The sequence below is a fragment of the Caballeronia sp. PC1 genome, from assembly GCF_021353155.1.
In the GTDB taxonomy this organism is placed as follows: Bacteria; Pseudomonadota; Gammaproteobacteria; order Burkholderiales; family Burkholderiaceae; genus Caballeronia; species Caballeronia cordobensis.
Genome location: NZ_JAJUBH010000001.1, coordinates 1,500,786 through 1,525,757 on the forward strand (window position 1 = coordinate 1,500,786; position 24,972 = coordinate 1,525,757).

At 63.4% G+C, this 24,972-nt stretch carries 26 protein-coding genes and 1 tRNA gene; 16 read left to right on the forward strand and 11 right to left on the reverse strand.

From position 1 onward, the window contains the following. Positions 1-10 precede the first annotated feature (10 nt). Complete coding sequence (locus LY284_RS07245) at positions 11-1,597, reverse strand: inorganic phosphate transporter (protein ID WP_014191008.1); 1,587 nt, start codon at positions 1,595-1,597, stop codon at positions 11-13. A 427-nt stretch (positions 1,598-2,024) separates the two neighbouring features. Here LY284_RS07245 and LY284_RS07250 point away from each other — a divergent pair, with 427 nt between their 5' ends. From LY284_RS07250 to LY284_RS07260, 3 genes are all read left to right on the forward strand, one after another. Continuing rightward, complete coding sequence (locus LY284_RS07250; protein ID WP_014191006.1) at positions 2,025-2,828, forward strand: CHAD domain-containing protein; 804 nt, start codon at positions 2,025-2,027, stop codon at positions 2,826-2,828. Positions 2,829-2,947: 119 nt separating this feature from the next. After that, positions 2,948-3,157 (forward strand): hypothetical protein, encoded by a 210-nt coding sequence (locus LY284_RS07255; protein ID WP_041730275.1) that lies wholly within the window; start codon positions 2,948-2,950, stop codon positions 3,155-3,157. A 408-nt stretch (positions 3,158-3,565) separates the two neighbouring features. After that, on the forward strand, positions 3,566-3,826 hold the full coding sequence (locus LY284_RS07260; protein ID WP_041730274.1) for a hypothetical protein: 261 nt from the start codon (positions 3,566-3,568) through the stop codon (positions 3,824-3,826). A gap of 600 nt (positions 3,827-4,426) precedes the next feature. Here LY284_RS07260 and LY284_RS07265 read toward each other — a convergent pair. The 4 genes from LY284_RS07265 to acs form a co-directional block, all read right to left on the reverse strand. Beyond that, a tRNA-Ser gene (locus LY284_RS07265) sits at positions 4,427-4,516 on the reverse strand. A 43-nt stretch (positions 4,517-4,559) separates the two neighbouring features. Next, the gene (locus tag LY284_RS07270) at positions 4,560-6,584 is read right to left on the reverse strand and encodes a sodium:solute symporter family protein (RefSeq protein WP_014191005.1); all 2,025 of its coding nucleotides are present in this window, start codon (positions 6,582-6,584) and stop codon (positions 4,560-4,562) included. After that, positions 6,581-6,907: a DUF4212 domain-containing protein gene (locus LY284_RS07275; RefSeq protein ID WP_041730272.1), complete on the reverse strand. Its 327-nt coding sequence runs from the start codon at positions 6,905-6,907 to the stop codon at positions 6,581-6,583. Before LY284_RS07275 ends, LY284_RS07270 begins: the two co-directional genes overlap by 4 nt. Before the next feature lie 80 nt (positions 6,908-6,987). Further along, positions 6,988-8,970 (reverse strand): acetate--CoA ligase, encoded by a 1,983-nt coding sequence (acs, locus tag LY284_RS07280; RefSeq protein ID WP_041730271.1) that lies wholly within the window; start codon positions 8,968-8,970, stop codon positions 6,988-6,990. Positions 8,971-9,299: 329 nt separating this feature from the next. Between acs and LY284_RS07285 the strand changes: the two genes are divergently transcribed. From LY284_RS07285 to LY284_RS07325, 9 genes are all read left to right on the forward strand, one after another. Next, positions 9,300-10,223, forward strand: a complete 924-nt coding sequence (locus LY284_RS07285) for a DMT family transporter (RefSeq protein WP_041730269.1) — start codon at positions 9,300-9,302, stop codon at positions 10,221-10,223. Positions 10,224-10,410: 187 nt separating this feature from the next. Next, positions 10,411-11,001, forward strand: a complete 591-nt coding sequence (locus tag LY284_RS07290) for a TIGR00645 family protein (RefSeq protein WP_041730994.1) — start codon at positions 10,411-10,413, stop codon at positions 10,999-11,001. A gap of 51 nt (positions 11,002-11,052) precedes the next feature. Further along, complete coding sequence (locus LY284_RS07295) at positions 11,053-12,576, forward strand: fumarate hydratase (RefSeq protein WP_014191000.1); 1,524 nt, start codon at positions 11,053-11,055, stop codon at positions 12,574-12,576. 200 nt (positions 12,577-12,776) lie between these two features. Further along, positions 12,777-13,253, forward strand: coding sequence for a bacterioferritin (bfr, locus tag LY284_RS07300; RefSeq protein WP_014190999.1), 477 nt, complete (start codon positions 12,777-12,779; stop codon positions 13,251-13,253). Positions 13,254-13,261: 8 nt separating this feature from the next. Beyond that, positions 13,262-14,125, forward strand: a complete 864-nt coding sequence (gene murI / locus LY284_RS07305; RefSeq protein ID WP_014190998.1) for a glutamate racemase — start codon at positions 13,262-13,264, stop codon at positions 14,123-14,125. Between the two features lie 177 nt (positions 14,126-14,302). After that, the gene (locus LY284_RS07310; protein ID WP_014190997.1) at positions 14,303-14,539 is read left to right on the forward strand and encodes a bacterioferritin-associated ferredoxin; all 237 of its coding nucleotides are present in this window, start codon (positions 14,303-14,305) and stop codon (positions 14,537-14,539) included. Positions 14,540-14,863: 324 nt separating this feature from the next. Further along, positions 14,864-15,595 carry an energy transducer TonB gene (locus LY284_RS07315; protein WP_041730267.1) on the forward strand — a complete coding sequence of 244 codons (732 nt, stop codon included), beginning with the start codon at positions 14,864-14,866 and terminating at the stop codon, positions 15,593-15,595. Positions 15,596-15,622: 27 nt separating this feature from the next. After that, positions 15,623-16,381: a MotA/TolQ/ExbB proton channel family protein gene (locus LY284_RS07320; protein WP_014190995.1), complete on the forward strand. Its 759-nt coding sequence runs from the start codon at positions 15,623-15,625 to the stop codon at positions 16,379-16,381. 18 nt (positions 16,382-16,399) lie between these two features. Then, positions 16,400-16,822, forward strand: a complete 423-nt coding sequence (locus LY284_RS07325; protein ID WP_014190994.1) for a biopolymer transporter ExbD — start codon at positions 16,400-16,402, stop codon at positions 16,820-16,822. Between the two features lie 394 nt (positions 16,823-17,216). On the opposite strand, the gene LY284_RS07330 is transcribed toward LY284_RS07325, so the two are convergent. After that, positions 17,217-18,179 carry a LysR family transcriptional regulator gene (locus LY284_RS07330; RefSeq protein ID WP_014190993.1) on the reverse strand — a complete coding sequence of 321 codons (963 nt, stop codon included), beginning with the start codon at positions 18,177-18,179 and terminating at the stop codon, positions 17,217-17,219. A 162-nt stretch (positions 18,180-18,341) separates the two neighbouring features. Between LY284_RS07330 and LY284_RS07335 the strand changes: the two genes are divergently transcribed. From LY284_RS07335 to hemP, 4 genes are all read left to right on the forward strand, one after another. Beyond that, a complete protein-coding gene (locus LY284_RS07335) occupies positions 18,342-19,214 on the forward strand; it encodes a pirin family protein (RefSeq protein WP_014190992.1) in 873 nt (290 codons plus the stop codon). Positions 19,215-19,372: 158 nt separating this feature from the next. Next, positions 19,373-19,768 carry an OsmC family protein gene (locus LY284_RS07340; RefSeq protein WP_014190991.1) on the forward strand — a complete coding sequence of 132 codons (396 nt, stop codon included), beginning with the start codon at positions 19,373-19,375 and terminating at the stop codon, positions 19,766-19,768. Between the two features lie 40 nt (positions 19,769-19,808). Beyond that, positions 19,809-20,297 (forward strand): SRPBCC family protein, encoded by a 489-nt coding sequence (locus LY284_RS07345; RefSeq protein ID WP_014190990.1) that lies wholly within the window; start codon positions 19,809-19,811, stop codon positions 20,295-20,297. 147 nt (positions 20,298-20,444) lie between these two features. Continuing rightward, the gene (hemP, locus tag LY284_RS07350; RefSeq protein WP_014190989.1) at positions 20,445-20,693 is read left to right on the forward strand and encodes a hemin uptake protein HemP; all 249 of its coding nucleotides are present in this window, start codon (positions 20,445-20,447) and stop codon (positions 20,691-20,693) included. A 258-nt stretch (positions 20,694-20,951) separates the two neighbouring features. Here the strand turns inward: hemP and LY284_RS07355 are convergent, their stop codons facing one another. The 5 genes from LY284_RS07355 to LY284_RS07375 form a co-directional block, all read right to left on the reverse strand. Beyond that, on the reverse strand, positions 20,952-21,365 hold the full coding sequence (locus LY284_RS07355; RefSeq protein WP_014190988.1) for a heme-binding protein: 414 nt from the start codon (positions 21,363-21,365) through the stop codon (positions 20,952-20,954). Between the two features lie 40 nt (positions 21,366-21,405). Continuing rightward, positions 21,406-22,809 (reverse strand): 4Fe-4S binding protein, encoded by a 1,404-nt coding sequence (locus tag LY284_RS07360; RefSeq protein ID WP_014190987.1) that lies wholly within the window; start codon positions 22,807-22,809, stop codon positions 21,406-21,408. After that, positions 22,806-23,657 (reverse strand): FTR1 family protein, encoded by an 852-nt coding sequence (locus LY284_RS07365; RefSeq protein WP_014190986.1) that lies wholly within the window; start codon positions 23,655-23,657, stop codon positions 22,806-22,808. Before LY284_RS07365 ends, LY284_RS07360 begins: the two co-directional genes overlap by 4 nt. Positions 23,658-23,722: 65 nt before the next feature. After that, positions 23,723-24,061 carry a cupredoxin domain-containing protein gene (locus LY284_RS07370; protein WP_041730263.1) on the reverse strand — a complete coding sequence of 113 codons (339 nt, stop codon included), beginning with the start codon at positions 24,059-24,061 and terminating at the stop codon, positions 23,723-23,725. Between the two features lie 70 nt (positions 24,062-24,131). Next, positions 24,132-24,677 (reverse strand): iron transporter, encoded by a 546-nt coding sequence (locus LY284_RS07375; RefSeq protein ID WP_081478172.1) that lies wholly within the window; start codon positions 24,675-24,677, stop codon positions 24,132-24,134. Between the last annotated feature and the right edge of the window lie 295 nt (positions 24,678-24,972).

A 24,972-nucleotide genomic window follows, 5' to 3' on the forward strand; every position in this document is an offset into this window, starting at 1 on the left:
CGTCATCGTTTCAGAAGAGGTTTTTGAAGAGCCAGTAGAGGCCGGCGGCCAGCGCAATCGATGCGGGCAGCGTCAGCACCCACGCGAGCACGAGGCTGCGCACCGTGTTCCATTGCAGCCCCGAGCCGTTGGCCGCCATCGTTCCGGCGACGCCCGAAGACAGCACGTGCGTCGTCGAGACCGGCAGGCCATAGGCATCGGCGGCGCCGATGGTCAGCATCGCGACCAGTTCCGCCGAAGCGCCCTGCCCGTACGTGAGATGCTGCTTGCCGATCTTCTCGCCGACAGTCACCACGATGCGCTTCCAGCCGACCATCGTGCCGAGCCCGAGCGCGATCGCCACCGCGACCTTCACCCACGTCGGAATGAATTTCGTCGCGTGATCGAGCTGCTTCTTGTAGTTGTCGATCACCGCGCGGTCGGCGGGCGTGAACGCGGGCGTGTTCGCCTTCTCGATCAGGCGGATTGCCTCGGAGACGAGGTACATGTTGTTGCGCACGTTATCGACGAGATTCTGCGGCACCGCCGCGAGCGATCCCGACGCACCAACCTGGGCGGCGATGACATCGGTCAACTGCTTCATGGCCGGCAGGGTCGCCGATGAAATCTGACGGGTGCGCACGTAGGATTGCACGTCCTCGCGCGGATCGGAGGAAAGCGGCGCGCCGTTCGTATGTTTCGCAAAAGTCGCGGCGGCATCGTGCGCGACGGCCACGAAGTTCTGCGTCTCGGCGGGACTCACAGCCTTGTTGAGTGCGTAGGCCGTCGGCACCGTGCCGATCAGGATCAGCATGATGAGGCCCATGCCCTTCTGACCGTCGTTCGAGCCGTGCGCGAACGATACGCCCGTGCATGTCAGGATCAGCAGCGCGCGAATCCAGAATGGCGGTGGATGATTCTTTTTAGGCTCCTTGTAGAGCGCCGGCACGCGCACGAGCGCTTTCAGCAAAAGCAGCAAAAGCCCCGCGCAGAGGAAGCCGACGACCGGCGACAACAGCAGCGACTTGCCGACGCCCGCCGCCTGCGACCAGTCGACGCCGCTCGTGCCGTTCGGCCCGCGCAGCAGCTGATTCATCAGCCCGACGCCGATGATCGAACCGATCAGCGTATGCGAGCTCGACGACGGCAAGCCGAAGTACCACGTCGCGAGATTCCAGATGATCGCGGCGATGAGCAGTGCGAAGACCATCGCAAAGCCCGCGCTGCTGCCGACCTGCAGAATCAGTTCGACGGGCAGCAATTGCAGGATGCCGAACGCGACCGCGCCGCTCGAAACGAGCACGCCGATGAAGTTCCACGCGCCCGACCAGACCACCGCGAGATTCGGCGTCAGCGAATGCGTATAGATGACGGTGGCGACGGCATTGGCCGTGTCGTGAAAGCCGTTGACGAACTCGAACCCGAGCGCGATCAGGAGCGCGACGCCAAGCAGGACGTAAGGCAGCGCAGAACTCAGCCGGACCGACTCGAGATCGGACGCGAGATGGAACCCGACATAACCGATGCCGCCAGCGAGAATGAGCAGGAATACGAAGAGGCCTGTGCGGCGAGCGCGTTCACTGACGCCGCCATGCTGAGGAAATGCGATGTCCGGCATGATTGCCTCGCGCGTTTGCCATAGCGGTGCACAGCATACGTTCCGTCGAAGCACACCAACGTGAATATTTTGTGTCAATAGTTCGCGTAATGCTTTCATTGCGCGAATCGCGCACGCGTCCCGCATGCGCGAGAACGTTTTCATTGGACTTTTGAAGCGCTGTCACACGCATGACATTCTGCATGTCTATGTTTCCGGCCAGCATCCATTGGACGACCGGCGAAGACCGCCGGCGCACGACCGAGACGCAACCATAACGAAGCGTCGTGCGACACAAGTGCATACCGAGACGATGACACTGAATTTCGACCCAGCGCTCGAACGAAAGAGCCTCAGCGGTTCGCCCGGTTCCCATCCCGCCGCCGCACGCCCGCGTGTTCCCGATCCCTTCTCTCTTCGCGACCAGCCCGTCGCCGATGCTTTCGTCATGCTGACGGCGCCTCTCGCGAGCGACGCCTTCCAGCAGACCGAGCTCATGGCCGGGCCTGCCGACGCCGCGCTGCTCGAACGGTTGCGCTCGACGCTGCGTCGTCTGCGGGCGCTGTGGTGGGCGTTCGAGCCGCTGCTCGACGAGAAAGAGGCGCGCGCGATACGCAAGCGCTTCAAACGTCTCGCGGACATCGCCGGTGAGCCGCACGATTTCGATGCCGCTTGCGACCTGCTCGCTCGCGCCCAGACGCGCTGCACGCGTCTCGAACCGGTCGTGCAGACGCTGCGGCAGCAACGGCGCGAGGCATCGGCGATGAGTTGCGTGATCTTGCGCCGCGCGCACGTCGATGTCCTTCTGCGCCGCGCCCTCGCCGATGCGCGGCGGCGTCTCGAAGCGCGCGGCGAAGACCGCTCGCTGGAAGCGTTCGCGCGTCAACGCGTGTCGCTCGCCGACGATCTCCTGAGCAAGCGCGAGCATCGCGCCGCGCGGATGAAGCGTGTGGATGCCAAGACCTTGCGCAGCATCGAGGAAGCCGCGGCGAAACTGCAATGCCTGCTCGAAGTGTTCGCGCCGGTTCTGGAGCGCGGGCATCGGCACACGATGGCGCATCTGCTCGCGGCGCAGGCGGCGCTCGTGCGCCTGCACGACGTGCTGGCAAGCGAAGCCGTCGTGCGGCGTGTCGCGCCGTCGCTGAACGACAAGGACGCCCTCGACGAAGCGGTTCGCTGGCTGAACAAAGCCGCCCGCGACGAATCGCGCGCCGCGCTCAAGCGTCTGCGTGCACTGCCCGAGCTCGTCTGACGCGCACGCGGACGACGGTCCCTCCTTTCGTCTGTCTCCGACTGGCAGCCGGGTTCCCGGCGTCGGACGGGTTTCGCGGGCGGCTGCGCATCGGCATTCTGAACGCGTGGCGCTCGCGCATGGCGACGCCTTTCGTCATCGATCGCCGTCAAGGGAGCTTCGCCATGTACTTCGGGACACTCGTCGACCGGCCGCGCAGCGAGCGGGAAAATTGGGAGCGCGACATGGATGCGTCGCGCATTGAAATGCCGGGGCGTTGGCGCGCGTTCTGGCACGGGGCGATGCGACTTCTCGCCCGAGCTGCTCGCGTCGATCAGGCGCGAAAGTAAAGGATCGTCGCGCGGGGAGGTAATAGGATTCGTCCGGTCGTTTTTTACCGCCGGAGCGGCTTAAATGCGGGCCTTCTCAGCATAATGAAAAAGGCTTATTCCATGACCAACCTTCAAATTTCCGTCGATCCGCACGGCCACGCGACTGTCTCGCAATTGGTGCAGATCAGCGAGCACTGCGCCAACCGCGCGCGAGGTCCTGGTGCATGAGGAGCAGGCCGCAAACTCCGGCCTCCACTACGACGCTGAAAATCAGGCCGCGCAGTTGATGATTCACCATTGAGTTTTCAGGCGTCGCGCGTGCCGCGAGCCTGTGTTGCGATGCCCCGCGCCACGCGCGGGGCTTTTCGTTCGTGGCTCGGCATCGTTTCGCAATACCCTTCCTGTTCCGCTCCAACGATAACAATCATGCGAACACCACGCGTTCTGTCGACGCCCATCGTCCTCGTGCTTCTGATCAGCGTCATGCCCGCCCGCGGGGCGTACAGCGAGCACTGGATGACGAATGCGGAAATCGCACACGCGCAGCCGAAGTCCGCTGCACCGCAAAAACCCGTCAAGCCCGCGCCGAAACCGCCGAGGCATACCGTCGCCGTGACGGCCGACGACGATCCGATCGCCGCGTTCGCTCACGCCGGGCATGCGCGACACAAGACCGCGCACCGTTGATTTGAGGTTCGAGCGACGTATTACGCGATTAATCCGATTCCATTCCGGGTTGCATCGACTATGCTTGTCAATGTCGTAAGAGGTGGGTGACACGCGCCATTGCGCCCTGCCATGTGCGAGAGTTCATCGAGCATTATTAGAGGCGCAGTCATGCCGTGGCGCTCATTTCTCTTACGACATTTCTTTTTCTTGTTTGTGCTCTCTGGTTCATTTTGCCATGTGCACTCGTGCGCCACTAATCTGCGTTTTCCGCCAATTCCGCAGGAGTCCGAATCTTTAATGGTTTGAGCGGAAGCGAGGGCGAAGCACAGCCTCGGCAGTCGAACATACGCCTGAAATGGCCCGCACGATTCAGAGTCTGGTGCGTGGCTATATTTCGTCGCCGGTCGGAAATGTGAGGCCTTTCGTTCACCGCCCCTGACCATGCGATCAAAATCAGAGTTGTCTTATAAGGGCGGATGGAGAACGAGACCTTACAGGCGGCGTTAGAACACCAAAACAAAGCGCCACATCGTTTCACCGCCACATTTGCCATCTGATAGCCCAGAAAAACCAAAAGCCCCGTAAGTCGTCGAACTTACGGGGCCTTCTTCAGCATACTGGCGGAGAGAGGGGGATTCGAACCCCCGATAGGTTTTACCCTATACACGCTTTCCAGGCGTGCGACTTAAACCACTCATCCATCTCTCCGGAAGACCGCGATTATACCAAGTTCCCGCGTCTGCGCCAGCCCCTACGGATGACGGATGTAATCGACGAGCGCGCGCGTGTACGCATCCGGCTTGCGGTCGAAAAGGCTCACCGCAATCGCCACCGCAAAGCCCGCTGGCACGCCGAAGACGCCCGAGCTGATCGGCTCGATGCCGAACCAGCGCGGCCCCGCGAAACCCGTCAACTGCACGAAGAACGGATACGTCGACACGATGTAATACACGCACACGACGAGCCCCGCGATCATCCCCGCAACCACGCCGCGCTGCGTCGTGCGCTTCCAGAACACCCCGAGCACCAGCGCGGGAAAGAGACTCGACGCCGCCAGCGAAAACGCCGCGCCCACGAGAAACAGGATATTGCCCGCATTGAGCGACGCAACGTACGACGCCAGCAACGCCACGCCGAGCAGCAAAATCTTGGAGATGGTCACGCGCCGCTGGCTCGTCGCGCGGCGATCGACCATGCAGTAATAGACATCGTGCGACAGCGCATTGGCGATGGTGAGCAGCAGCCCGTCCGCCGTCGAGAGCGCCGCCGCCAGCGCGCCCGCGGCGATCAGACCGGAGATGACATACGGCAACCCGGCGATCTCGGGCGCGGCGAGCACGACCATGTCCGGCTGCATCTGGATGCCGGCCCAGCGCACGATGCCATCGCCGTTCACATCGCTGATACGGATCAGATACGGTTCGACGCGCCGCCACTGCGTCACCCATTGCGGCAGATCGGCGAAGCGATGCCCGACCAGCCCCGTCAAAATCTCGTGCTTGATCAGCACCGCGAGCACCGGCACCGTCAGATAGAAGAGCGCGACGAAGAACAGCGTCCAGCCGACCGAGCGCCGCGCCGACGACACCGAGGTCGTCGTGTTGTAGCGCGTGAGAATGTGCGGCAGGCTAGCCGTGCCGATCGAAAGACACAGCAGCAGCGACAGGAAATTGATCTGATGCACGCGCGGGCTTTCGTCGCCCGCCGAGCCTGGCGCGAAGGCCTCGGTCATCGGCACGGGCGGCGCGACGCGTTCGATCAACGCGTCGCGTTCGCGGGACCACTTCACTTGCGCGTCGGCGGGATCGCGCGGGAAGGCGGCCAGATCCCGCTCGCGCTCGTTGATCTCGCGCAGCGGACCGTTGTGCCGCCGCAGCTCGGCAATCTCGGCGACGAGTCGCGCATGCTCGGCATGAAACGACTGCGGCAGCGCGTCGATACGCTGCTGCATCTGCGCGGCCTGGCGCTCGTAATCGGCACGCACGCGCGCTTCGTCGGGCGATACGGCGACCGCGCGTTCGAGCGCTTCGACGCGCTCCATCACGCGCCCATAGTTGAATTGCGGAAACCAGCCGAGCCCTTCGCGATGCGCGATCATCGAGACGGGAATCAGCATCGCGCTGATCAGGATGATGTACTGCGCGACCTGCGTCCACGTGACCGCGCGCATGCCGCCGAGAAACGAGCACACGAGAATGCCCGCGAGCCCGCAGAAGATGCCGATCGAAAACTCGATGCCGATAAACCTCGACGCGATCAGCCCGATGCCCTGTATCTGCGCAACGAGATAGACGAACGAGCAGAGAATCGCCGCGATGGCCGCGAGCGCGCGCACGAGGTTGCTGGAGAAGCGGGTGCCGAGAAAATCGGGAATCGTGTAGCGCGCGAGCTTGCGCACGTAGGGCGCGAGCAGAAACGCCACCAGACAGTAGCCGCCCGTCCAGCCCATCACGTAGGCGAGGCCGTCGTAGCCGCTCGCGTAGATCGAGCCGGCCAGACCGATGAAAGACGCGGCCGACAGCCAGTCCGCCGCGGTCGCCATGCCGTTGAACGCCGAGGGCACGCGCCTGCCGGCCACGTAGTATTCGACGAGATCGGACGTGCGCGACAACAGCCCGATTACCGCGTACACCGCGATCGGCACGAACAGGAATACATAGCCGATCCACATGCCCGGCCCCGTCGTGCGCTCGATGCGCTCCATCAGGAAGATGAAAAGCAGGAAGCCGACGGTATAGAGCGCGTAGGAAAGGATCAGCCGGTTGGTAAGTTTCATGCCGCGCCGCCCTCGTCCGATCTGGCGGCGCGCGCGAGACGCGCATCGGCGAACTGCATGAGCACGATATAGAGGAGGATCAGCGCGACATACACGAGAATCGCGCCCTGCGCGCCGAAGTAGAACGGCAGCGGAAAGCCTGCCACACGCACATGCTCGAAACGTTGCGCGAAAAGCGGCAGGCCGAACGAGACAATGAAGCCGATCGTCATCAGCACGGCGATCAACGCGAGGTTGAATCGCCAGTAGCGGCGATGCGCGCGCGCCATCGCCGCGGAAACGGGCGGCGGCGAGGCAGGCGTCGTGTTGGAGGAATCGGACATGCGGCTTTTTATCAAAAGCACATGTCGCCGGCAATACGGATCGACCGCCGCCGCGAACGAGGCAGCGATCGAGCGCGACTTCAGCGCGCTTCGCCGAGCTGATCGAGAATCGCGGGATTCTCGAGCGTGGAGACGTCCTGCGTGATCTCCTCGCCCTTCGCGAGCGAGCGCAAAAGTCGCCGCATGATCTTGCCCGAACGCGTCTTCGGCAGATTCTCGCCGAAGCGGATGTCCTTCGGCTTGGCGATCGGGCCGATTTCCTTGCCGACCCAGTTGCGCAGTTCGGTCGCGATCTGCTTGGCTTCGTCGCCTTCCGGACGCGAACGCTTGAGCACGACGAACGCGACCACGGCTTCACCCGTCGTGTCGTCCGGACGGCCGACGACCGCCGCTTCCGCCACCATCGGATTCGCGACCAGCGCCGACTCGATTTCCATCGTGCCGAGGCGGTGGCCGGAGACGTTCAGCACGTCGTCGATGCGGCCCATGATCGTGAAGTAGCCGGTTTCCTTATCGCGCACCGCGCCGTCGCCGGCGAGATACAGCCTGCCGCCGAGCTCTTCGGGGAAATAGCTCGTCTGATAGCGCTTGGGATCGCCCCACACGTTGCGCAGCATGGAAGGCCACGGACGCTTGACGACCAGAATGCCGCCCTGCCCGTTCGGCACGTCCTGACCGGTTTCATCGACGACCGCGGCCATGATGCCCGGCAGCGGCAGCGTGCACGAACCCGGCACGAGCGGCGTCGCGCCCGGCAGCGGCGTGATCATGTGGCCGCCGGTTTCCGTCTGCCACCACGTATCGACGATCGGGCACTGCGCGCGGCCGACGTTCTCGTGATACCACATCCACGCTTCCGGATTGATCGGCTCGCCGACCGTGCCGAGGATGCGCAGCGTCGACAGGTCGTAGCTCTTCGGATGCACTTTCGCATCGGCTTCCGATGCCTTGATGAGCGAGCGGATCGCGGTGGGCGCGGTATAGAAGATCGTGACCTTGTGACGCTGGATCATCTCCCAGAAGCGGCCCGCGTTCGGATACGTCGGCACGCCTTCGAACATCACCTGCGTCGCACCGATCGCAAGCGGCCCGTACGCGATGTAGCTATGCCCCGTGATCCAGCCGATATCCGCCGTACACCAGAAGATGTCGCCCGGCTTCATGTCGAAGGTCCACTTCATGGTCTGCGCGGCCCACAGCAGCGTGCCCGCCGTGCTGTGCTGCACGCCCTTGGGCTTGCCCGTCGAGCCGGACGTGTAGAGGATGAAAAGCGGATGCTCCGCGCTCACCCATTCCGGCTCGCACTGCGCCGATTCGTTCTCGACGATCTCGTGCAGCCACGCGTCGCGGCCTTCGGTCCATTGCACCTTGCCGCCCGTGCGCTGGTAGACGATCACGTCCTTCACCTTCTCGCAGCCGCCCGCGGCGAGCGCTTCGTCGGCGATGCTCTTGAGCGGCAGCGCCTTGCCGCCGCGCATTTGCTCGTCGGCGGTGATGAGCGCGACCGCGCCGACATCGACCAGACGCTCGTTCAGCGATTTCGACGAGAAGCCGCCGAACACGACGGAATGCGTTGCGCCGATGCGCACGCACGCCTGCATCGCGACGACGCCTTCCACCGACATCGGCAGATAGATCACGACGCGGTCGCCCTTCTTCACGCCGCGCTTCTTGAGCGCATTGGCGAGGCGGCAGACGCGCTCCAGCAAGTCCTGATACGTGACGTTGGTGACGGTGCCGTCGTCGGCTTCGAAGATGATCGCGTTGTCGGCGCCGCGGCCCGCTTCGACATGACGGTCGAGACAGTTGTACGAGGCGTTGAGCTCGCCGTCTTCGAACCACGTGTAGAACGGCGCCTTCGACTCGTCCAGCACCTTGGTGAACGGCTTGTGCCAGGCGAGCGTGTCGCGCGCGACTCCCGCCCAGAAGCCTTCGTAGTCGCGCTCGGCGTGCTCGACAAGCGCCTTGTAGGCGTCCATGCCGGAGATTGCCGCGCCCGCCGATGCCTTGGCTGACGGCGGGAACACGCGTTTTTCATGAAGAACCGATTCGATCGCAGACATCGACAACCCCTTTGATGGTGTTTCCAGAATCCGGCGGTGCGCGCGTCGCTGAATGGGCCGCGTGCGCCGCATGTTATGAGGTCGAAAGCACTGAACGCATGGCGTTCCGCGCACGGACCTTGTCTCCATAATGACCGCGCCGGGGTGGCGCGGAAGATGTCACAGCACATTCGCTGCCGTGCCCATCCCGCAGTGATTTGAAGATAAGCCCGCCAACTTACCCGCTTCTTACGTGAACCGCCCGGGCGGCACGGGGTATACACGGAGTCGTCGCGGCTTCTACAATGCGTCCCCACAATCGTAACTGAACTCGCCGCGCGTTATCCAGATTGAATCGCTACGCTCTCTTACTCATCGCGGCCATGCTGCTCGTCGGCAGTAACGTCGGCATCGGCAAATCGATCGTCGCGTCCGTGCCCGTTCCGCTCTTCGCGCTTCTGCGCTTCGTGATCGCGCTCGCGGTGCTCTGGCCGCTTCTGCGCTGGTCGAAGATGAAGCGCGTCGCGCGCGGCGAATGGGTCAATCTGTTCCTGCAGGCGTTCTTCGGCACCTTCGGCTTCACCTTGCTGATGCTCAACGGCGTCGCGCGCACGAGCGCGGTCGCGGCGGGCGTCATCACCAGCACGCTGCCGGCGACGGTCGCGCTTTTCGCGTGGATCTTCCTCAGGGAGAAGCCAGGCGGGCGCGCACTGGCGTCGATCGGGCTCGCGATCGCGGGCGTACTCGTCATCAACGTCGCGCAGGCCGGCGATACCGGCGCAAGCTCCCTCGCCGGCAATCTGATGGTGCTCGGCGCGGTGTGCTGCGAATCGCTCTACGTGATCCTCTCGCGCCGCCTCACGCAGACGCTGCCCGCCATCGATATCTGCGCGTACACGCACGGCATCGGCCTGCTGTTGATGCTGCCGTTCGGCATGACGTCGCTCTCCGGTTTCGACTGGACCGGCGTCGCATGGGATACGTGGGCGCTCGTCGTCTGGTACGGACTGTCGGCCAGCATCTTCTCGTTCTGGCTATGGATGAAAGGCATCCGCCATGTCGATGGCAGTCTCGCGGGCGTCTTCTGCGCCGTGCTGCCGGTCGCGGCGGCCTTTTACGGCATCGCCTTCCTCGACGAGCGGCCGACGCTCGCGCATGGCGTAGCGCTCGCGTGCGTCGTTGCCGGCATGGGGCTCGCGAGTCTCAGGCCACGCGTCAGGCCGCCCGTCAGGCCGCGCGCGGCGGGCGCAGTGTCGCGCGAATCCGGCGTGTAGATCGGGCGGCATGCCATCGGCGCTTTCCGAAAGCTTTCGGCAGGCACGCGCGGCGACGCGGTACAATTGCGGGCTTCCCGATACCGCGAATGCGCTTTCCTGCGCGTGCGCCGGCGCATCGCACATTTGGTTCGTCATATTCGCCCGTCATCATTTCCGGTCCGACTCACCGACTGAAAAGCCGCCCATGTCCGCTCCCAAGCATGCTTTTACCCCGCCCTCCCGTTCCGGCTCGATGAAAGTGCTGCCGAGAATCATCTTCATGAGCCGCTGGCTGCAGGTGCCGCTGTACCTGGGCCTGATCGTCGCGCAGGGCGTCTACGTCGTGCTGTTCCTGAAGGAAGTGTGGCATCTCGTCACGCACGCGATGACCCTCGACGAAACCAACATCATGCTCGTCGTGCTCGGCCTGATCGACGTGGTGATGATCTCGAACCTGCTCATCATGGTGATCGTCGGCGGGTACGAGACGTTCGTATCGCGTCTGGGCGTGGAGGGCCATCCCGACGAGCCCGAGTGGCTCGACCACGTCAACGCCGGCGTGCTGAAGGTCAAGCTCTCGATGGCGCTCATCAGCATTTCGTCGATCCATCTGCTGAAAACCTTCATCAATCCGGACCAGCACACGTTCCATACCGTGCTGTGGCAGGTGATCATTCACGTCGCGTTCCTGGTCTCGGCGCTCATCATGGCGTACGTCGACCGGCTGACCACCCACACACATCCGCGCCACTTCCACGACGAATCCTTTTCGCCGCCCCGGAACGCAATCGAGTAAAGCGTCGCCCAGAACGCCACCCCATAATTTCGTCCCCCCTGAGCTTACGCCATGACCGTCATCAAGCAGGAAGACCTGATTCAGAGCATCGCCGATTCGCTGCAGTACATCAGCTACTACCATCCGCTCGACTATATCCAGGCGCTCGGCCGCGCCTACGAGCTGGAAGAAAGCCCCGCCGCGAAAGACGCGATCGCCCAGATCCTGACCAACAGCCGCATGTGCGCCGAAGGCAAGCGGCCGATCTGCCAGGACACCGGCATCGTCACGGTGTTCGTGAAGGTCGGCATGGACGTGCGATGGGACGGCGCGACGATGTCCGTCACGGACATGATCAACGAAGGCGTGCGCCGCGGTTATCTGAATCCGGACAACGTGCTGCGCGCGTCGATCGTGAGCCCGCCCGAAGGCGGCCGCAAGAACACGAAGGACAACACGCCGGCCGTGATCCACTACGAGATCGTGCCGGGCGACAAGGTCGACGTGCAGGTCGCGGCCAAGGGCGGCGGCTCGGAGAACAAGTCGAAGTTCGCGATGCTGAACCCGTCGGATTCGATCGTCGACTGGATTCTCAAGACCGTGCCGACGATGGGCGCGGGCTGGTGCCCGCCGGGCATGCTCGGCATCGGCATCGGCGGCACGGCTGAAAAGGCGATGGTCATGGCGAAGGAATCGCTGATGGACCCGATCGACATTCAGGACGTCATCGCGCGCGGGCCGCAGGACTGGATCGAAGAGCTGCGCGTGGAACTGCACGAGAAGGTCAATGCGCTGGGCATCGGCGCGCAGGGTCTCGGCGGTCTTGCCACCGTGCTCGACGTCAAGATCATGGCGGCGCCCACGCACGCGGCGAGCAAGCCGGTCGCGATCATCCCGAACTGCGCGGCGACGCGTCACGCGCACTTCACGCTCGACGGCACGGGCGCGGCGAAGCTCGAAGCGCCCCCGCTCGACGCCTGGCCGAAGGTCACGTGGCAGCCGAACACGGAGACGAGCAAGCGCGTCGACCTGAACACGCTGACGCCGGAAGAAGTCGCATCGTGGACGCCGGGCCAGACGCTGCTGCTCTCCGGCAAGATGCTCACGGGCCGCGACGCCGCTCACAAGCGCATCGCCGACATGCTCGCCAAGGGCGAAAAGCTGCCCGTCGATTTCACCAACCGCGTGATCTATTACGTCGGCCCGGTCGATCCGGTGCGCGACGAAGCCGTCGGCCCGGCGGGCCCGACCACGGCCACGCGCATGGACAAGTTCACGGACATGATGCTCGCGCAGACCGGCCTCATCTCGATGATCGGCAAGGCCGAGCGCGGCCCGGTCGCCATCGAGGCGATCAAGAATCACAAGGCCGCGTATCTGATGGCGGTCGGCGGCGCGGCTTATCTCGTGTCGAAGGCGATCCGCGAGGCGAAGGTGCTCGCGTTCGAAGACCTCGGCATGGAAGCGATCTATGAATTCGACGTGCAGGACATGCCCGTGACCGTCGCAGTCGATTCGAGCGGAACCTCGGTCCACAAGACCGGCCCCGCCGAATGGCAAGCGAAAATCGGAAAGATCCCCGTCGCGACGGCTTGAAGCGAATTCAATAGCGGTTTATAACGCTAGAGACGAAGAGCCGGGCACACTGCCCGGCTCTTTTCTTTGCGAAGGTGCTATTCGAGAAGCATTTTCATTCTCAGTTTCGTCTGGAATAAAGAATTTCCTCTCAACCTTGGCATTGTCACGCTCAAGGTTTATCTTTCCCTCAGTGCCCCACGTTACAACAAGGAACAATCATGCAAGGCGACGCAAAGGTCATCGAATTTCTGAACGCTCAGTTGAAAAACGAACTGACCGCGATCAATCAATACTTCCTGCACGCGCGGATGTATCAGCACTGGGGCCTCGAAAAGCTGAACAAGCACGAGTACGACGAATCGATCGGCGAGATGAAGCATGCCGACTGGCTCATCCAGCGCGTATTCATGCTCGACGGCCTGCCGAACCTGCAGGATCTGCACAAGCTGCTGATCGGCGAGGAGACGAAGGAAATTCTCGAGTGCGATCTGAAGCTCGAACAGATTTCCCAGTCGACCTGCAAGGAAGCGATCGCGTACTGCGAGTCCGTGCGTGACTTCGTTTCGCGCGAGATCTTCGAAAAGATCCTGCACGACACCGAAGAGCACATCGACTGGCTGGAAACGCAGCTGGATCTGATCGACAAGGTCGGCATCCAGAACTATCAGCAGACCATGATGGGCGACCACGAATAAGCCGTCCGATGTCCGTGACGGCGGTTTCCCCGATGATTCCCGACGCGAGCGCGCCGGTCGGCATTTTCGACTCCGGCCTGGGCGGGCTGTCGGTGCTGCGCGCGGTGCGCGCGACGCTGCCGCGCGAGCGGCTGATCTACGTCGCCGATTCCCTTCATGCGCCCTATGGCGAGCGCGACGACGATTTCATCGTCGACCGCACGATGGCAATCGGCGAATGGCTCGTCGGACAGGGGGCGAAGGCGCTCGTCGTCGCGTGCAATACGGCGACCGCGCAGTCGATCGCGCTCGTGCGCGAGCGGCTCCCGATTCCGCTCGTCGGCGTGGAGCCCGGCGTGAAGCCGGCGGCGGCGGTGTCGAAATCGCGCGTGGTTGGCGTGCTGGCCACCGCCGTGACGCTGCGTTCCGCGCGATTCCAGTCGCTGCTCGACCGCTACGCGGACGACTGCCGCTTCATCTGTCAGGCGGGACACGGGCTGGTTCAGGCGGTCGAGCACTGCGACACGTCGTCGCCCGCGCTCATGGCGCTGCTCGAAAGCTATCTCGCGCCGATGCTCGACGCCAACGCCGACACGCTCGTGCTCGGCTGCACGCACTATCCGTTTCTGGATCGCGCGATTCGCGAAATCGCCGGCGAGCGGCTGCAGATCGTCGATACGAGCGTCGCGATCGCGCGGCAACTCGAACGCCTGCTCGACGCCCACGCGCTAAGGAACGCCACGCCGCCGGATACGCTGCCGCGCTTTTGCTCCACCGCAGATGGCGAATCGCAGCGCCAGCTCGCCGCATCCCTTCTGCAGATCGACGCTCCCGTGGAGCACGTCGACATCCGTTCGCGCCGCGCGCGCCTGGCTGAACCCGACATCGTCTGAGGGTTTCTCTCGCGAAAGCGCAATATGCGTCGCGCGCTTTCGCCCGCCAAATAAGGCTCCCTAGCAATAAACCCGCTAACTCGCGCGCTCTGTTACAAAAAACACCGAGCCCCGCTTGCAAACGCAGCAATCTAGAATGATAATAATTCGCATTAACGCTAGCTATCGCGAACGATCATGATTGTCTGTGTCTGCAAATCAGTGTCCGACCGCAAGATCCGAGCCGCCATCGCCGATGGAATGGATTCCTTCGACGAACTGCAATTCGAGCTCGGCGTGGCGCTGTGCTGCGGCAAGTGTGAATCGAGCGTGCGCGATGTGATGTTGCAAAGCGGCGTCTGTGCGTCGCGCTGCGGCGTCGAGCATCGCGAGATGGTCGCGCCGCTCACGTTCTACGAACGCCAGGCTGCGTGAAGCATCCCGCGCGGAAGCGGGCAACACCGCATCCGCGCTCAACCGACGGCGCCCGCTGCTGCCGCCCGCCCCGTCGGATCGTTTGATCGCCTCCAGCAAGCCAAGTTACCTTCGCTCTTCCGGTCACTTCTAGCCAGCCGCGCAACCCCTTATCCCTGGAGGGAAAGATGGAATTGCTGATCGGTTTCGTGACCACCCTGTTTATCTCCCTGCTTATTTTCCGAAAATGACGTCGTCTGGTTTCTTCCGCGCCGAACTCGTGCAGTCGTTGGACCGCAGCGTCTCCAGCAACAACCCGCGCAGCACCGCAAGCAGCCAATAAGAATGCAGTCCCCGACCACTACTCCCGCCGTATTCCAGACGGCGCAGGCATCCAACGGCAATCCGCGCGTGATCGCGGCGTGCGCCGCTGTCGTCGCGATTCACGTCGCGTTGCTGGGCGCCGCGCTGACGATGCGCAACGAGCCGTTGCCGCGCCCGATCGAAGCGAAATCGATCACCGCGCAACTGATCAGCGAAACGCCGCAGCCCGCGCCGCAGCCGGTCGCGGTGGAAACGCCGCCGCCGCCCAAGCCGGTGCCGCAGCCCGTTCCGAAGCCGCAGCCCAAGCCGAAGGTCAAACCGAAAATCGAGCCGAAGCCCACGCCGATGCCGGTGACCGATGCGCCGTCGCAGATCGCCGCCCCCGCGCCCGAACCCACGCCGCCCGCGCCGGCGCAGCCCGCCCCGCCACCGGCGGCGCCCGCTATCGGCAAACCGAGCATGGATCTCGCCGCGCCGAAGAACGTCGCGCATCTGAGTTGTAACATCGCGCAGCCAGACTATCCGGCAATGGCGAAGCGCCGTGGCGAGACCGGCACGGCCGTGATCCGTCTGACGGTGGGGCTGTCGGGCAAAATCGAGAACGTCACGCTGCAAAAAAGCAGCGGTTCGTCGCGCCTCGACGACGCGGCGCTCGACGCCGTGCGTGGCAGCGCGTGCAGCCCGTACAAGGAAAATGGCGAAGCGATCCGCGCGACCGCCACGGTGCCGTTTGTTTTCAGTCTGAACGACTGATCGTTTTTTAGATACAAGGAAAGAGAAATGGAAAACTACGGGATTGCGCACGTCTGGGCGCAAGGCGATTTCGTGACGCGGGGCATCGCGCTCGCGCTCGTCATCATGTCGGTGCTTTCGTGGACGGTGATCGTCGTGAAGGCGTGGAACGTCGTGCGCCTGAAGCGCCTGACCAAGAACGCCGAGCAGGCGTTCTGGCACTCCGACGACTTCAACGACGGCATCAAGAAGCTCGGCAGCAAGTCGTCGAGCCCGGCGGACAACCCGTTCCTCGCGCTCGCGCTCGCCGGCCAGGAAGCGGCCGAGCACCACACGCAGACGCAGCCGCATCTGCACGACCGCATGGACGTGTCCGACTGGATCACGCGCTGCCTGAAGGACGTGATGGACGAAGGCGTCGGCCGCATGCAATCGGGCCTCGCGGTGCTCGCGTCGATCGGTTCCACGTCGCCGTTCGTCGGCCTCTTCGGCACGGTGTGGGGCATCTATCACGCGCTCTTGACCATCGGCGCGACCGGCCAGACGTCGATCGATCAGGTTGCCGGTCCCGTCGGCGAATCGCTGATCATGACCGCGTTCGGTCTTTTCGTCGCGATTCCGGCGGTGCTCGGCTACAACGCCCTGACCCGCGCGAACAAGGGCATCGTCACGAAGCTGAACCGCTTCGCGCACGGCCTGCACGCCTTCTTCGTCACCGGCGCCAAGCTCAACTCGGCGACCCGCCCCTCGAAGAACGGCAACGCCGACAGCCTGCGTCTCGCGACGCGCGCGTCCGCGTCGTCGTAAGCGAAAGGAGGTCGCAACATGGCCATGAGCCCTTTCGCCGGCGATGAAGACGACGGCATGATGAGCGAGATCAACATGACGCCGCTCGTCGACGTCATGCTGGTTCTCCTGATCATCTTTCTCGTCACGATTCCCGCCATGCATCACGCGGTGAAGATCGACCTGCCGCACGCCAGCAGCCAGCCGCAGGACGAGAAGCCCGCGCATGTGAACATCGCGATCAAGGCCGACGGCACGACGCTGTGGGACGATCAGCCGATCGACGAAGCCACGCTCAACGCGCGCATCGCGCAGGCGGCGCAGCAGAATCCGCAGCCGGAAATCCATCTGCGCGCGGATCGTCAGGTGGCGTATGAGAAGGTCGCCGATCTGATGTCGGCGGCGCAATCGGGCGGACTGACGAAGATCGGTTTCGTCACCGAGCCGAAGAACGGCAAGTAGCGCGCAGGCTACACCGCGAAGCGCCCTCTTCCGGGCGCTACAAAGTAAAAGGCCTTCATCGCCAGACAAGCCCTTCAGGGCGCTCCAAAGTAAAAGGCCTTCATCGCCAGATGAAGGCCTTTTTTCGTGCGCACTCGGCGCATTCGGGCGAGGCGGTCACTTTGGGTTCGTATAGCCAGAACCAGAAGTCCCGTCACATGCGGCAGCCGTGGTCGACACGGACAGCGCAATCAACCCTATCAGGCTAACTATCAGAGCAGCCGTCAGTTTTCGCATAGGAGCTCCTTAGCGAAAGAGCCTTCAATATACCGCCGCGACTTTCAGCCTTCAATTGAATCTGACCATCGCAAGCGCGCGCTTCAATGTCTTAAGCCAATGAGCCCTGCCCGCGCGGTCAAACTGTTTCGCGTTCCGGCTTTTCGTGAACAGGACATTCTCCGGGAAAGCGCTGGCCGCTACCGATCGACTCGACGAGAAAATCGACGAACGCGCGCACTGCAGGGACCATGCCCTGCCGCGACAAAAACACCGCATACAGTTGCGGCGACGGAAACGTCCATCCCGGCATGACCGGCGAAAGCTGGCCCGAGCGCAACGGCGCGCCGTACATCATCTCGGGCAACGCCGCGATGCCGACGCCGCGCATCACGGCTTCGCGAATCATCGAAAGATCGGCGGTGACGAGGCGCGGCTCGTGCTCGAATTCATGGCGCGTGCCATCGGGCGCGATCAACCGGTAGACATGGCGGCCGTCCGCCGAGGGGGTATCGAGCGTGTCGTACTGGGCGAGCTCGGCGGGCGTCATCGGCGGCGCATTCGATCTGAGCAGCGAGGGCGCGGCGACGAGCATCTGCTCCGTGCGCCACAGCGGCCGCGCGACGACGTTCGAGCTCGCGGGCGGCTCCGAGCGCACGCGCAACGCGACATCGACGGCGTCCTCGAACAGATCGACGACCCGGTTCGTCACGCGCAGCACGATGCGCACTTCCGGATAGCGGTGCATGAAATCCGGCATCACGGCGGAGAGAAACGTCTGCGCGATGGTGACCGGCACGCTTACGCGCACCGTGCCGCGCGGCGAATCGCGCAGGCTTTGCACGACGTTGACGGCCGCCTGCGCCTCGGCGAGCATCGCCTGGCAATGCTGGTAGAAAAGCTGGCCGGCCTCGGTGAGCGCGAGCTTGCGCGTGGAGCGCTGCAACAGACGCACGCCCAGCGACGCCTCCAGTTCCGACACGCGCCTCGAGAGCCGCGACTTCGAGATGCCGAGCACGCGCTCCGCGGCCGAAAATCCGCCGTGCTCGACGACGTGCGAGAAGTACATCAGATCGTTCAGGTCATGCGAGTCGGCTTTCATGTATTACTCGATGTGGCGCTGAAGTGTGCAGCGATTCGTTATCGCCAGCGGGACAATCCATTGCGCTGCAGGCTCTTTTACGGCGAAATGCGGCCCATATAATAGCTCTGTGTTTCAAATTTAGTGCTATTCCCTTACTTTCCGATTCTGGAGCGAGGCCTCATGTCCACCAGCCGCAGTATCGAACGCATCATCCCGGCGACCCGCACCGTCGAAGGCGGCGGGTTCGTCGTGCATCGCCCGTTTCCGACCCGTCTTCTGATGGATTTCGATCCGTTCCTGCTCCTCGACGAAATGGGCCCCGCCGACTACGCGCCCGGCGAGGCGAAAGGCGCGCCCGATCACCCGCACCGCGGCTTCGAGACCGTCACGTACATGCTCGAAGGCGAGTTCGGCCACAAGGACTCGGCCGGGCACTCCGGCACGCTGCGCCCCGGCGACGTGCAATGGATGACCGCCGGCGCGGGCGTCGTGCACAGCGAAATGCCGGCGGAGGAATTTACGCGCCAAGGCGGCCGCGTGCATGGCCTGCAACTGTGGGTGAACCTGCCGCAGCGCGACAAGATGATCGCGCCGCATTATCAGGAGATTCCCTCGGCGCGGATTCCCGTTGCGACGAGCGAGGACGGCAAGATCAGCGTGAAGGTTATCGCGGGCGAAGCGCTCGGCGTGAAAGCCGCGATCGAGACGCGCACGCCGATTCTGTACCAGCACTTCACGCTCAAGCCGGGCGCAACGATCGATCTGGCCGTGCCGCGCGACTATCGCGTGTTCGCCTATCCGCTTTCCGGCACGGCGCTCTACGGGCCGCAGCGTCAGCCCGTGCGCGCCCAGCAGATGGTGATTTTCCGCGACGACAGCGACACGATCGCGCTCGCCGCCGGCGATGAACCCGTCGAACTGCTGCTGATCGGCGGCGTGCCGCTGAAGGAGCCAGTCGTGCGCTACGGCCCGTTCGTCATGAACACCGAAGACGAAATCCGTCAGGCGGTGGTCGACTATCAGGCCGGCCGGATGGGGACGATCGCGCATTAGGCTCAGTTACCCATGGCCGCGCGGGCGGCGGTCGAAAACACAGAAACGGTGCGGCACGAACGGACACATTACGTCACAATGACCGTTCTAGCCGCACCGCTTTCGTATTCTCGTCATCTTTGTCATTCTCGCAGTCCAACAGGAACAAGGAGCAACGCATGGCCGGACCTTCCGTGAGCGCCCGCATCGGCGGCACCGACTTTCAAGTCCGTCTCGACGACGGCACGCATTCGTGGATCGCCGACGAACCGGCCAGCATCGGCGGCGGCGACACGGGGCCGGAACCGGCGTCGCTGCTGCTCGCGAGCCTCGGCGCATGTACGTCGATCACGCTGAAGATGTACGCGAAGCGCAAGGAATGGCCGCTGGAAGCGGTGCACGTTGAGTTGTCGATGACGAGCACCGCCGACGGCACGAACATCGAACGCCGCATCGCGCTCACGGGCGAGTTGTCCGGCGAACAGCGGGAACGGCTATTGCAAATCGCCAATGCGTGCCCGATGCACAAGGTCTTGTCCGGTGCAGTCCGCATCGAGTCCGGGCTCACTCAGTGATGCATCGCGGGCACCACGAACGTCCAAGGAAACCGTCGTCTTGAATTTCGAACATCTGATCCAGATCAACGATCCGCTCAACCCGCTCGTCGAATCGCTCACGCGCGACCAGTTGTGGGAAGGCCTCGTCCTGCGCGCCGAGCAGCCGCAGCTGTTCGTTCTCGGCCTGGATAGCTGCGACATCCTTTCGCGCGAGGGCGACACGATGGAGCGCGAGCTGCACTACGGCCAAGCCACCGTGCGCGACCGCGTGACGCTCACGCCCGGTTCGAGCGTGCGTTATGACATCCTGCCGACCGCAGAGTATGTGGGCGGCTCGCTCACGATGGCGATCGAGCAACCCGACGCGCTGCAGCTTTTCCTGCGCTTCACCTATCGCACGACGCTGCCGGAGAACGAGAATCCGAGCGCCGACGAGCGCCAGACGCAGGAAATCGTCAAGTCGGCGTATCGCGAGTCGGATATCGACACCGTGCGTCTGATCCGGCAGTTCGCGCACGGCCGGACGGCGGGTAAACCGCTGCATTGAGTCGATTTATCGATGCGGCAGCGCGGGTTCGCCGCCGCATCGAGCCTAGCTATCGGAAGGTGCGATTCAATCGGAAAGTCTAGTTGCAAATAGGAATAGTTATCATTTACTATAGACCCATCGAATCAACGAACGCACACTTCCGACATGACCGACACGCTGCGATCCTCCACGCTCAGGCTGCGCCGCCCGGCTGTCCGCGACGCCGCGATTACCCGCCCGAAGACGACGACGGTCACGACGGTGCATGTCGCGCATGCCGCGCAAAGCACCGGCGAGCGGTCGCTCAAGAGCGACGCGCTGCTGCAGGGGCGCAGCCACGTGAGCATCGTGCATAACGGGGAGACCTATCAGTTGCGCGCAACGCGTCTGGGCAAGCTGATCCTGACGAAGTAGCGCGAAAGCAAGAACAGCAGTAGTACAGGGTATTGTGGGGACCACCTCGCCAAGAGGTGTTTGGCCTTAGCCAGCGAGGACGACTTGCACGCGAGAATTTAGACCCCTTCGTGCAAACACCAGCCAGTCGTCGATAGCAAGCGAAGCCGCTTTTTTTGGTTCCTGCGCGAGTGCAAGCGCCATGAAGCGCTGCATCGGAAATCGAACGGCACGCTCTTTGACTAGAGCGTGCCGTTTTTATTTGACGCGCGCGTGAAACTAGACGTTCTCGATGCCCAGCGCCGCGATGCCCGCCTTCGCAATCTGCGCGTCCTGCTCCGACTTCACGCCCGACACGCCCACCGCGCCGACGATATCCGCGCCGACGAAAATCGGCACGCCGCCTTCGAGCATCGCCGTCAACGGCGCGGACAGGAACGCGGTGCGGCCCTGCTTGATCGTGTCTTCGTAGACCTTGGTCTCGCGGCGGCCGAGCACGGCGGTGCGCGCCTTGCCCGTCGCCATTTCCGCGGTGCTTGCGCCCGCGCCGTCGAGACGATGCAGATGCAACAGATGCCCGCCGTCATCGACGATCGCAATCGTCACATTCCAGTTGTGTTCCCTGGCGTGCGCCTCGGCGGCGGCGGCCATGGCCTTGACGTCTTCATCGGTCAGTACGGGTTTGGTTCTCACTGCTCGCTCTCTCGTTGCCGTGCGACACGGCGTGGACGGTTTATCGGCTGAAGCCCCAGAACATCAGGTACCAGGCGCTGTCCGCGACGGCCAGCGCAAGGACAAACCATACCATCGCGAGGAGGCGCGAACCAAGCGCCGATGCATAGCGGCGCGTCACGCGCCACGCGAGCCACGCGCTCCACAGGTTCGCCGCGGCGAGCAGGCCGAGGCGCAGGCCCGGCACCCACCACAAGGGTAGATGTTCGGCGCGCAGCAGCGACACGGTCGTCGCCGACAGGCCGAGAAACACGCCGACGCCGGCAAGCGGAATCAGCGCGAGCGTGAGGTGATGCAGGCGCGTGGCGTCGAACTTGCCGAGCATGCGCGTGCCCGCCGCGAGCAGCGCCAGCAACGCCGTGCCATAAACGAGCCCCGTCACGACGATATAGCCGACGACCATCGTGCCGTCGAGCCACGAGAAGACGTCGTTCTGCTCCGGATAGTGCGTGAACAGGAACCACGGCGCGTTGGTATCGAGCGGCCAGAGAATGTCGTGATCGATCAGCCACGCCGCGAAAATCTGCTTCAGGTCGACGAACCAGGTGCTCACGGTCCAGTGGAACGCGCCGATCGCGATGCCCAGCAGCCCGTACAGAATGAGCGCGGTGTCCCACGGATTGGCGGCCTTGTCGCCGAGCTGCACGACTTCTTCCGACGGCGAGCGCCACGTGAGCGCGATCGCGTCGCGATGGCCGCTGCATCGGCCGCACATATGACAGTCTTGCGCACCCTTCATGTTGCGCAAGGGCACGAGCGGCGCGCAGTTGATCGGAATCACGCGATGACCGTGCTCGCCCTTCGTGTACGAGCGGCGCCACGCGTCTTCGTCGACCTTGAAATGAAACGGCGCGAGACGCGCGAGCAGCGAGAACACGCCGTTGACGGGGCACAGATACTTGCACCAGACGCGCTTCTCGCGCCCGTACAACACGCCGATGATCATCGCGCCGACGGTCGAGCCGCCGAGCACCAGCAGCACCGCCTTCGGATACTGATAGACGCTGACCATCTGGCCGTAGATCGTCGTGAGCCCGAACGCGACGAACGGCCAGCCGCCCCAGCGCATCCAGCGCGGGATCGCCCAGCCGCGGCCGAACTTGCTCGCGAACTCGGACAACGCGCCCTCCGGACACAGCACGCCGCACCAGACGCGCCCGAGCATGACCATCGACAGCAGCACGAACGGCCACCAGATGCCCCAGAACACGAACTGCGCGGCGAGCGTGAGGTTGTTCCAGAGATGCGCCGCGCCGTCCGGCAGCGGCATCACGGCGGGAACGACGATCAGAAACGCATACACGGCAACGACGACCCACTGAATTGCGCGGATCGTGCTGCCGTGACGCTGCATCCATTGGCCGGCTTGCTGAAGCCGGCCTGCTCTAGGTATCACAGAACTCATGCTGGACGGCTTGCCGCCTTTTGTTTTTGCGCCATCTGGTTATTCGAGCGGCGCAACAGGAGATAGATGACGATCCAGTACACCGCATACGCGACGAGGTTCATGCCCGCCGGATGCGCCCGATAGCCCGTGAGCGTCGCGACGAGCGAACCGAACGTGCTCGAATCGTCGAGAATCGCGGACGTGTTCCACACCTGATTGACGATGACCGGCAGCACTTCCATGTCGATCAGCTTGTCGACGCCCGTTTCGAAGAGGCCCGCCGCGAGGAACAGCAGCATGATTTCGGTGACGCGGAAAAACGTGCGCCACGAGAAGATCTTGCCGCCGAGCTGCAGCACGTAGAACGTGAGCAGCGCGAGGCCGAAGCCGAGCACGATCGCCACATACTGCGACGCGTCCACGTGCCCCGACTGGCCGAAGCCCACGCCATACAGGAACACGGCAGTTTCGCTGCCTTCACGCGCGATCGCAAGCGCGACCAGGAGCGCGATGCCCCACCAGTGCCCGTCCTGCGTACTCTTTTGCAGCGACGTTTCCATGTCGCGCTTGAGCGTGCGGCCGTGGCGCTTCATCCACAGCACCATCTGCACGATCAGCACGCATGCGACCAGCACCATCGCGGTCTGGAAGTAATCCTGCGCATCGCCCGACAATACTTCGGTGAAGCCGATGAGCGCCGCGCCCAGCGCGACCGCCGCGAGCAGGCCGATGGCGACACCCGTCCACAGATAAGGCAGGCCGCGGCGCGCCTGATGGTCGCCGTTCTTCAGCCACGCGTAGAGAATGCCGACGACGAGCAACGCCTCGACGCTCTCCCGCCACACGATGAAAAGTACCTGCCCCATTCCAAACCTCCCGCAATTCCACTGCAATCGGCCGCGCGCCGACCGAGGCGCGCGCGGCGCGTCCGTTACTTCGCGACGATCACGCCTTGCGCGCTCTGATGGAAATCGTCGAAGAACTTGTATTCGCCCGGGTCCAGCGGCGCGATCACGACGAACGAATCCGCGCCCGGCGCGAGCACCTTCTCCTTGCGCAACTGCACGCTTTCGAACTCGGCGGCGCCCTTGCCGATGTTGTGCACCTCGATCTTGATGCGCTGCCCCGCCGGCACTTCGATGCGCGTCGGGTTGAGCTTGCCGTCGTTCATTTCGAGCTTGAACGTCGGCAGGTCGGCGGCTTGCGCGATACCCGCGATCGATGCGAGCGCCGCCGCCGCGAAAGCGGCCATGTGTTTTTTCAGTTTCATGCGTACTTCCTGAAGATAGATGCATCCGGCCGCGCAACAGCCGGATGCTCACGGGCGCTGACTAAACGACTCAGTAGCCGCCCTTCTTGCCGATGCCCGCGAACGGGAAATCGTATTCAATCGTGAACGGCTTGAACCACGGGCCCACGCCGGTTTCCTTGTCGACGTGACGGCCGAACGCCATATGGCCTTCCTGCGTCGGCGGCGAGATATGCAGCTTCAGGTGATATTTGCCCGGCCCGAACAGCTTCACGTTGTCGCCGTAGTGCGGGCCGTCGCTCGCGACCATCGCCATCAGGTCGCCCTTGACCGTCTGCGTCGTGCCGACCTTCGTGAGTTCATACGTCACGTTCAGATACGGCATCCAGTCGCCTTCCGCGAAACCGGTCGGATTGTTCTTGACCGCGTGGATGTCCGCTTCCAGATGGATATCCGAATCCGACGCCTTGCGCATCATGCCTTCAGGCGCCATCGTGATCGGCTGGAGGTACACGGCGCCGGTTTCCATGCCGCCCTCGATATGCTGCTTGCCGATCGGATATTCGGCGGCCGAGGCTGCCATCATCGCCGTGAGACCTGCCGCGGCGACGAGACCGCGCATCAACGTTGAACCCATCAGAAACTCCTTGTTGTTATCGATTGGCGCGCGCCATGCGAGCCTTGCCACTGAACCTTGAAAACGCATCCGGACCTTCGTTCCACGGCGCGCCCTTAGCACAGTTCCGTGAACGTTAATACGAACCATTCTCAATGTTCATCAGTTTAGCATCGTTCGACACCCGGAACAATTTGAGTGTGCTTACAAACGTAGGCGCAGTAAGGCTTTTCGCGGAATCGCGCGATGTGGCGCATCAGCAAAAAAGCGCGGCGAACCCTTCGATTCGCCGCGCTTCGTGAATAAAACCTCATAC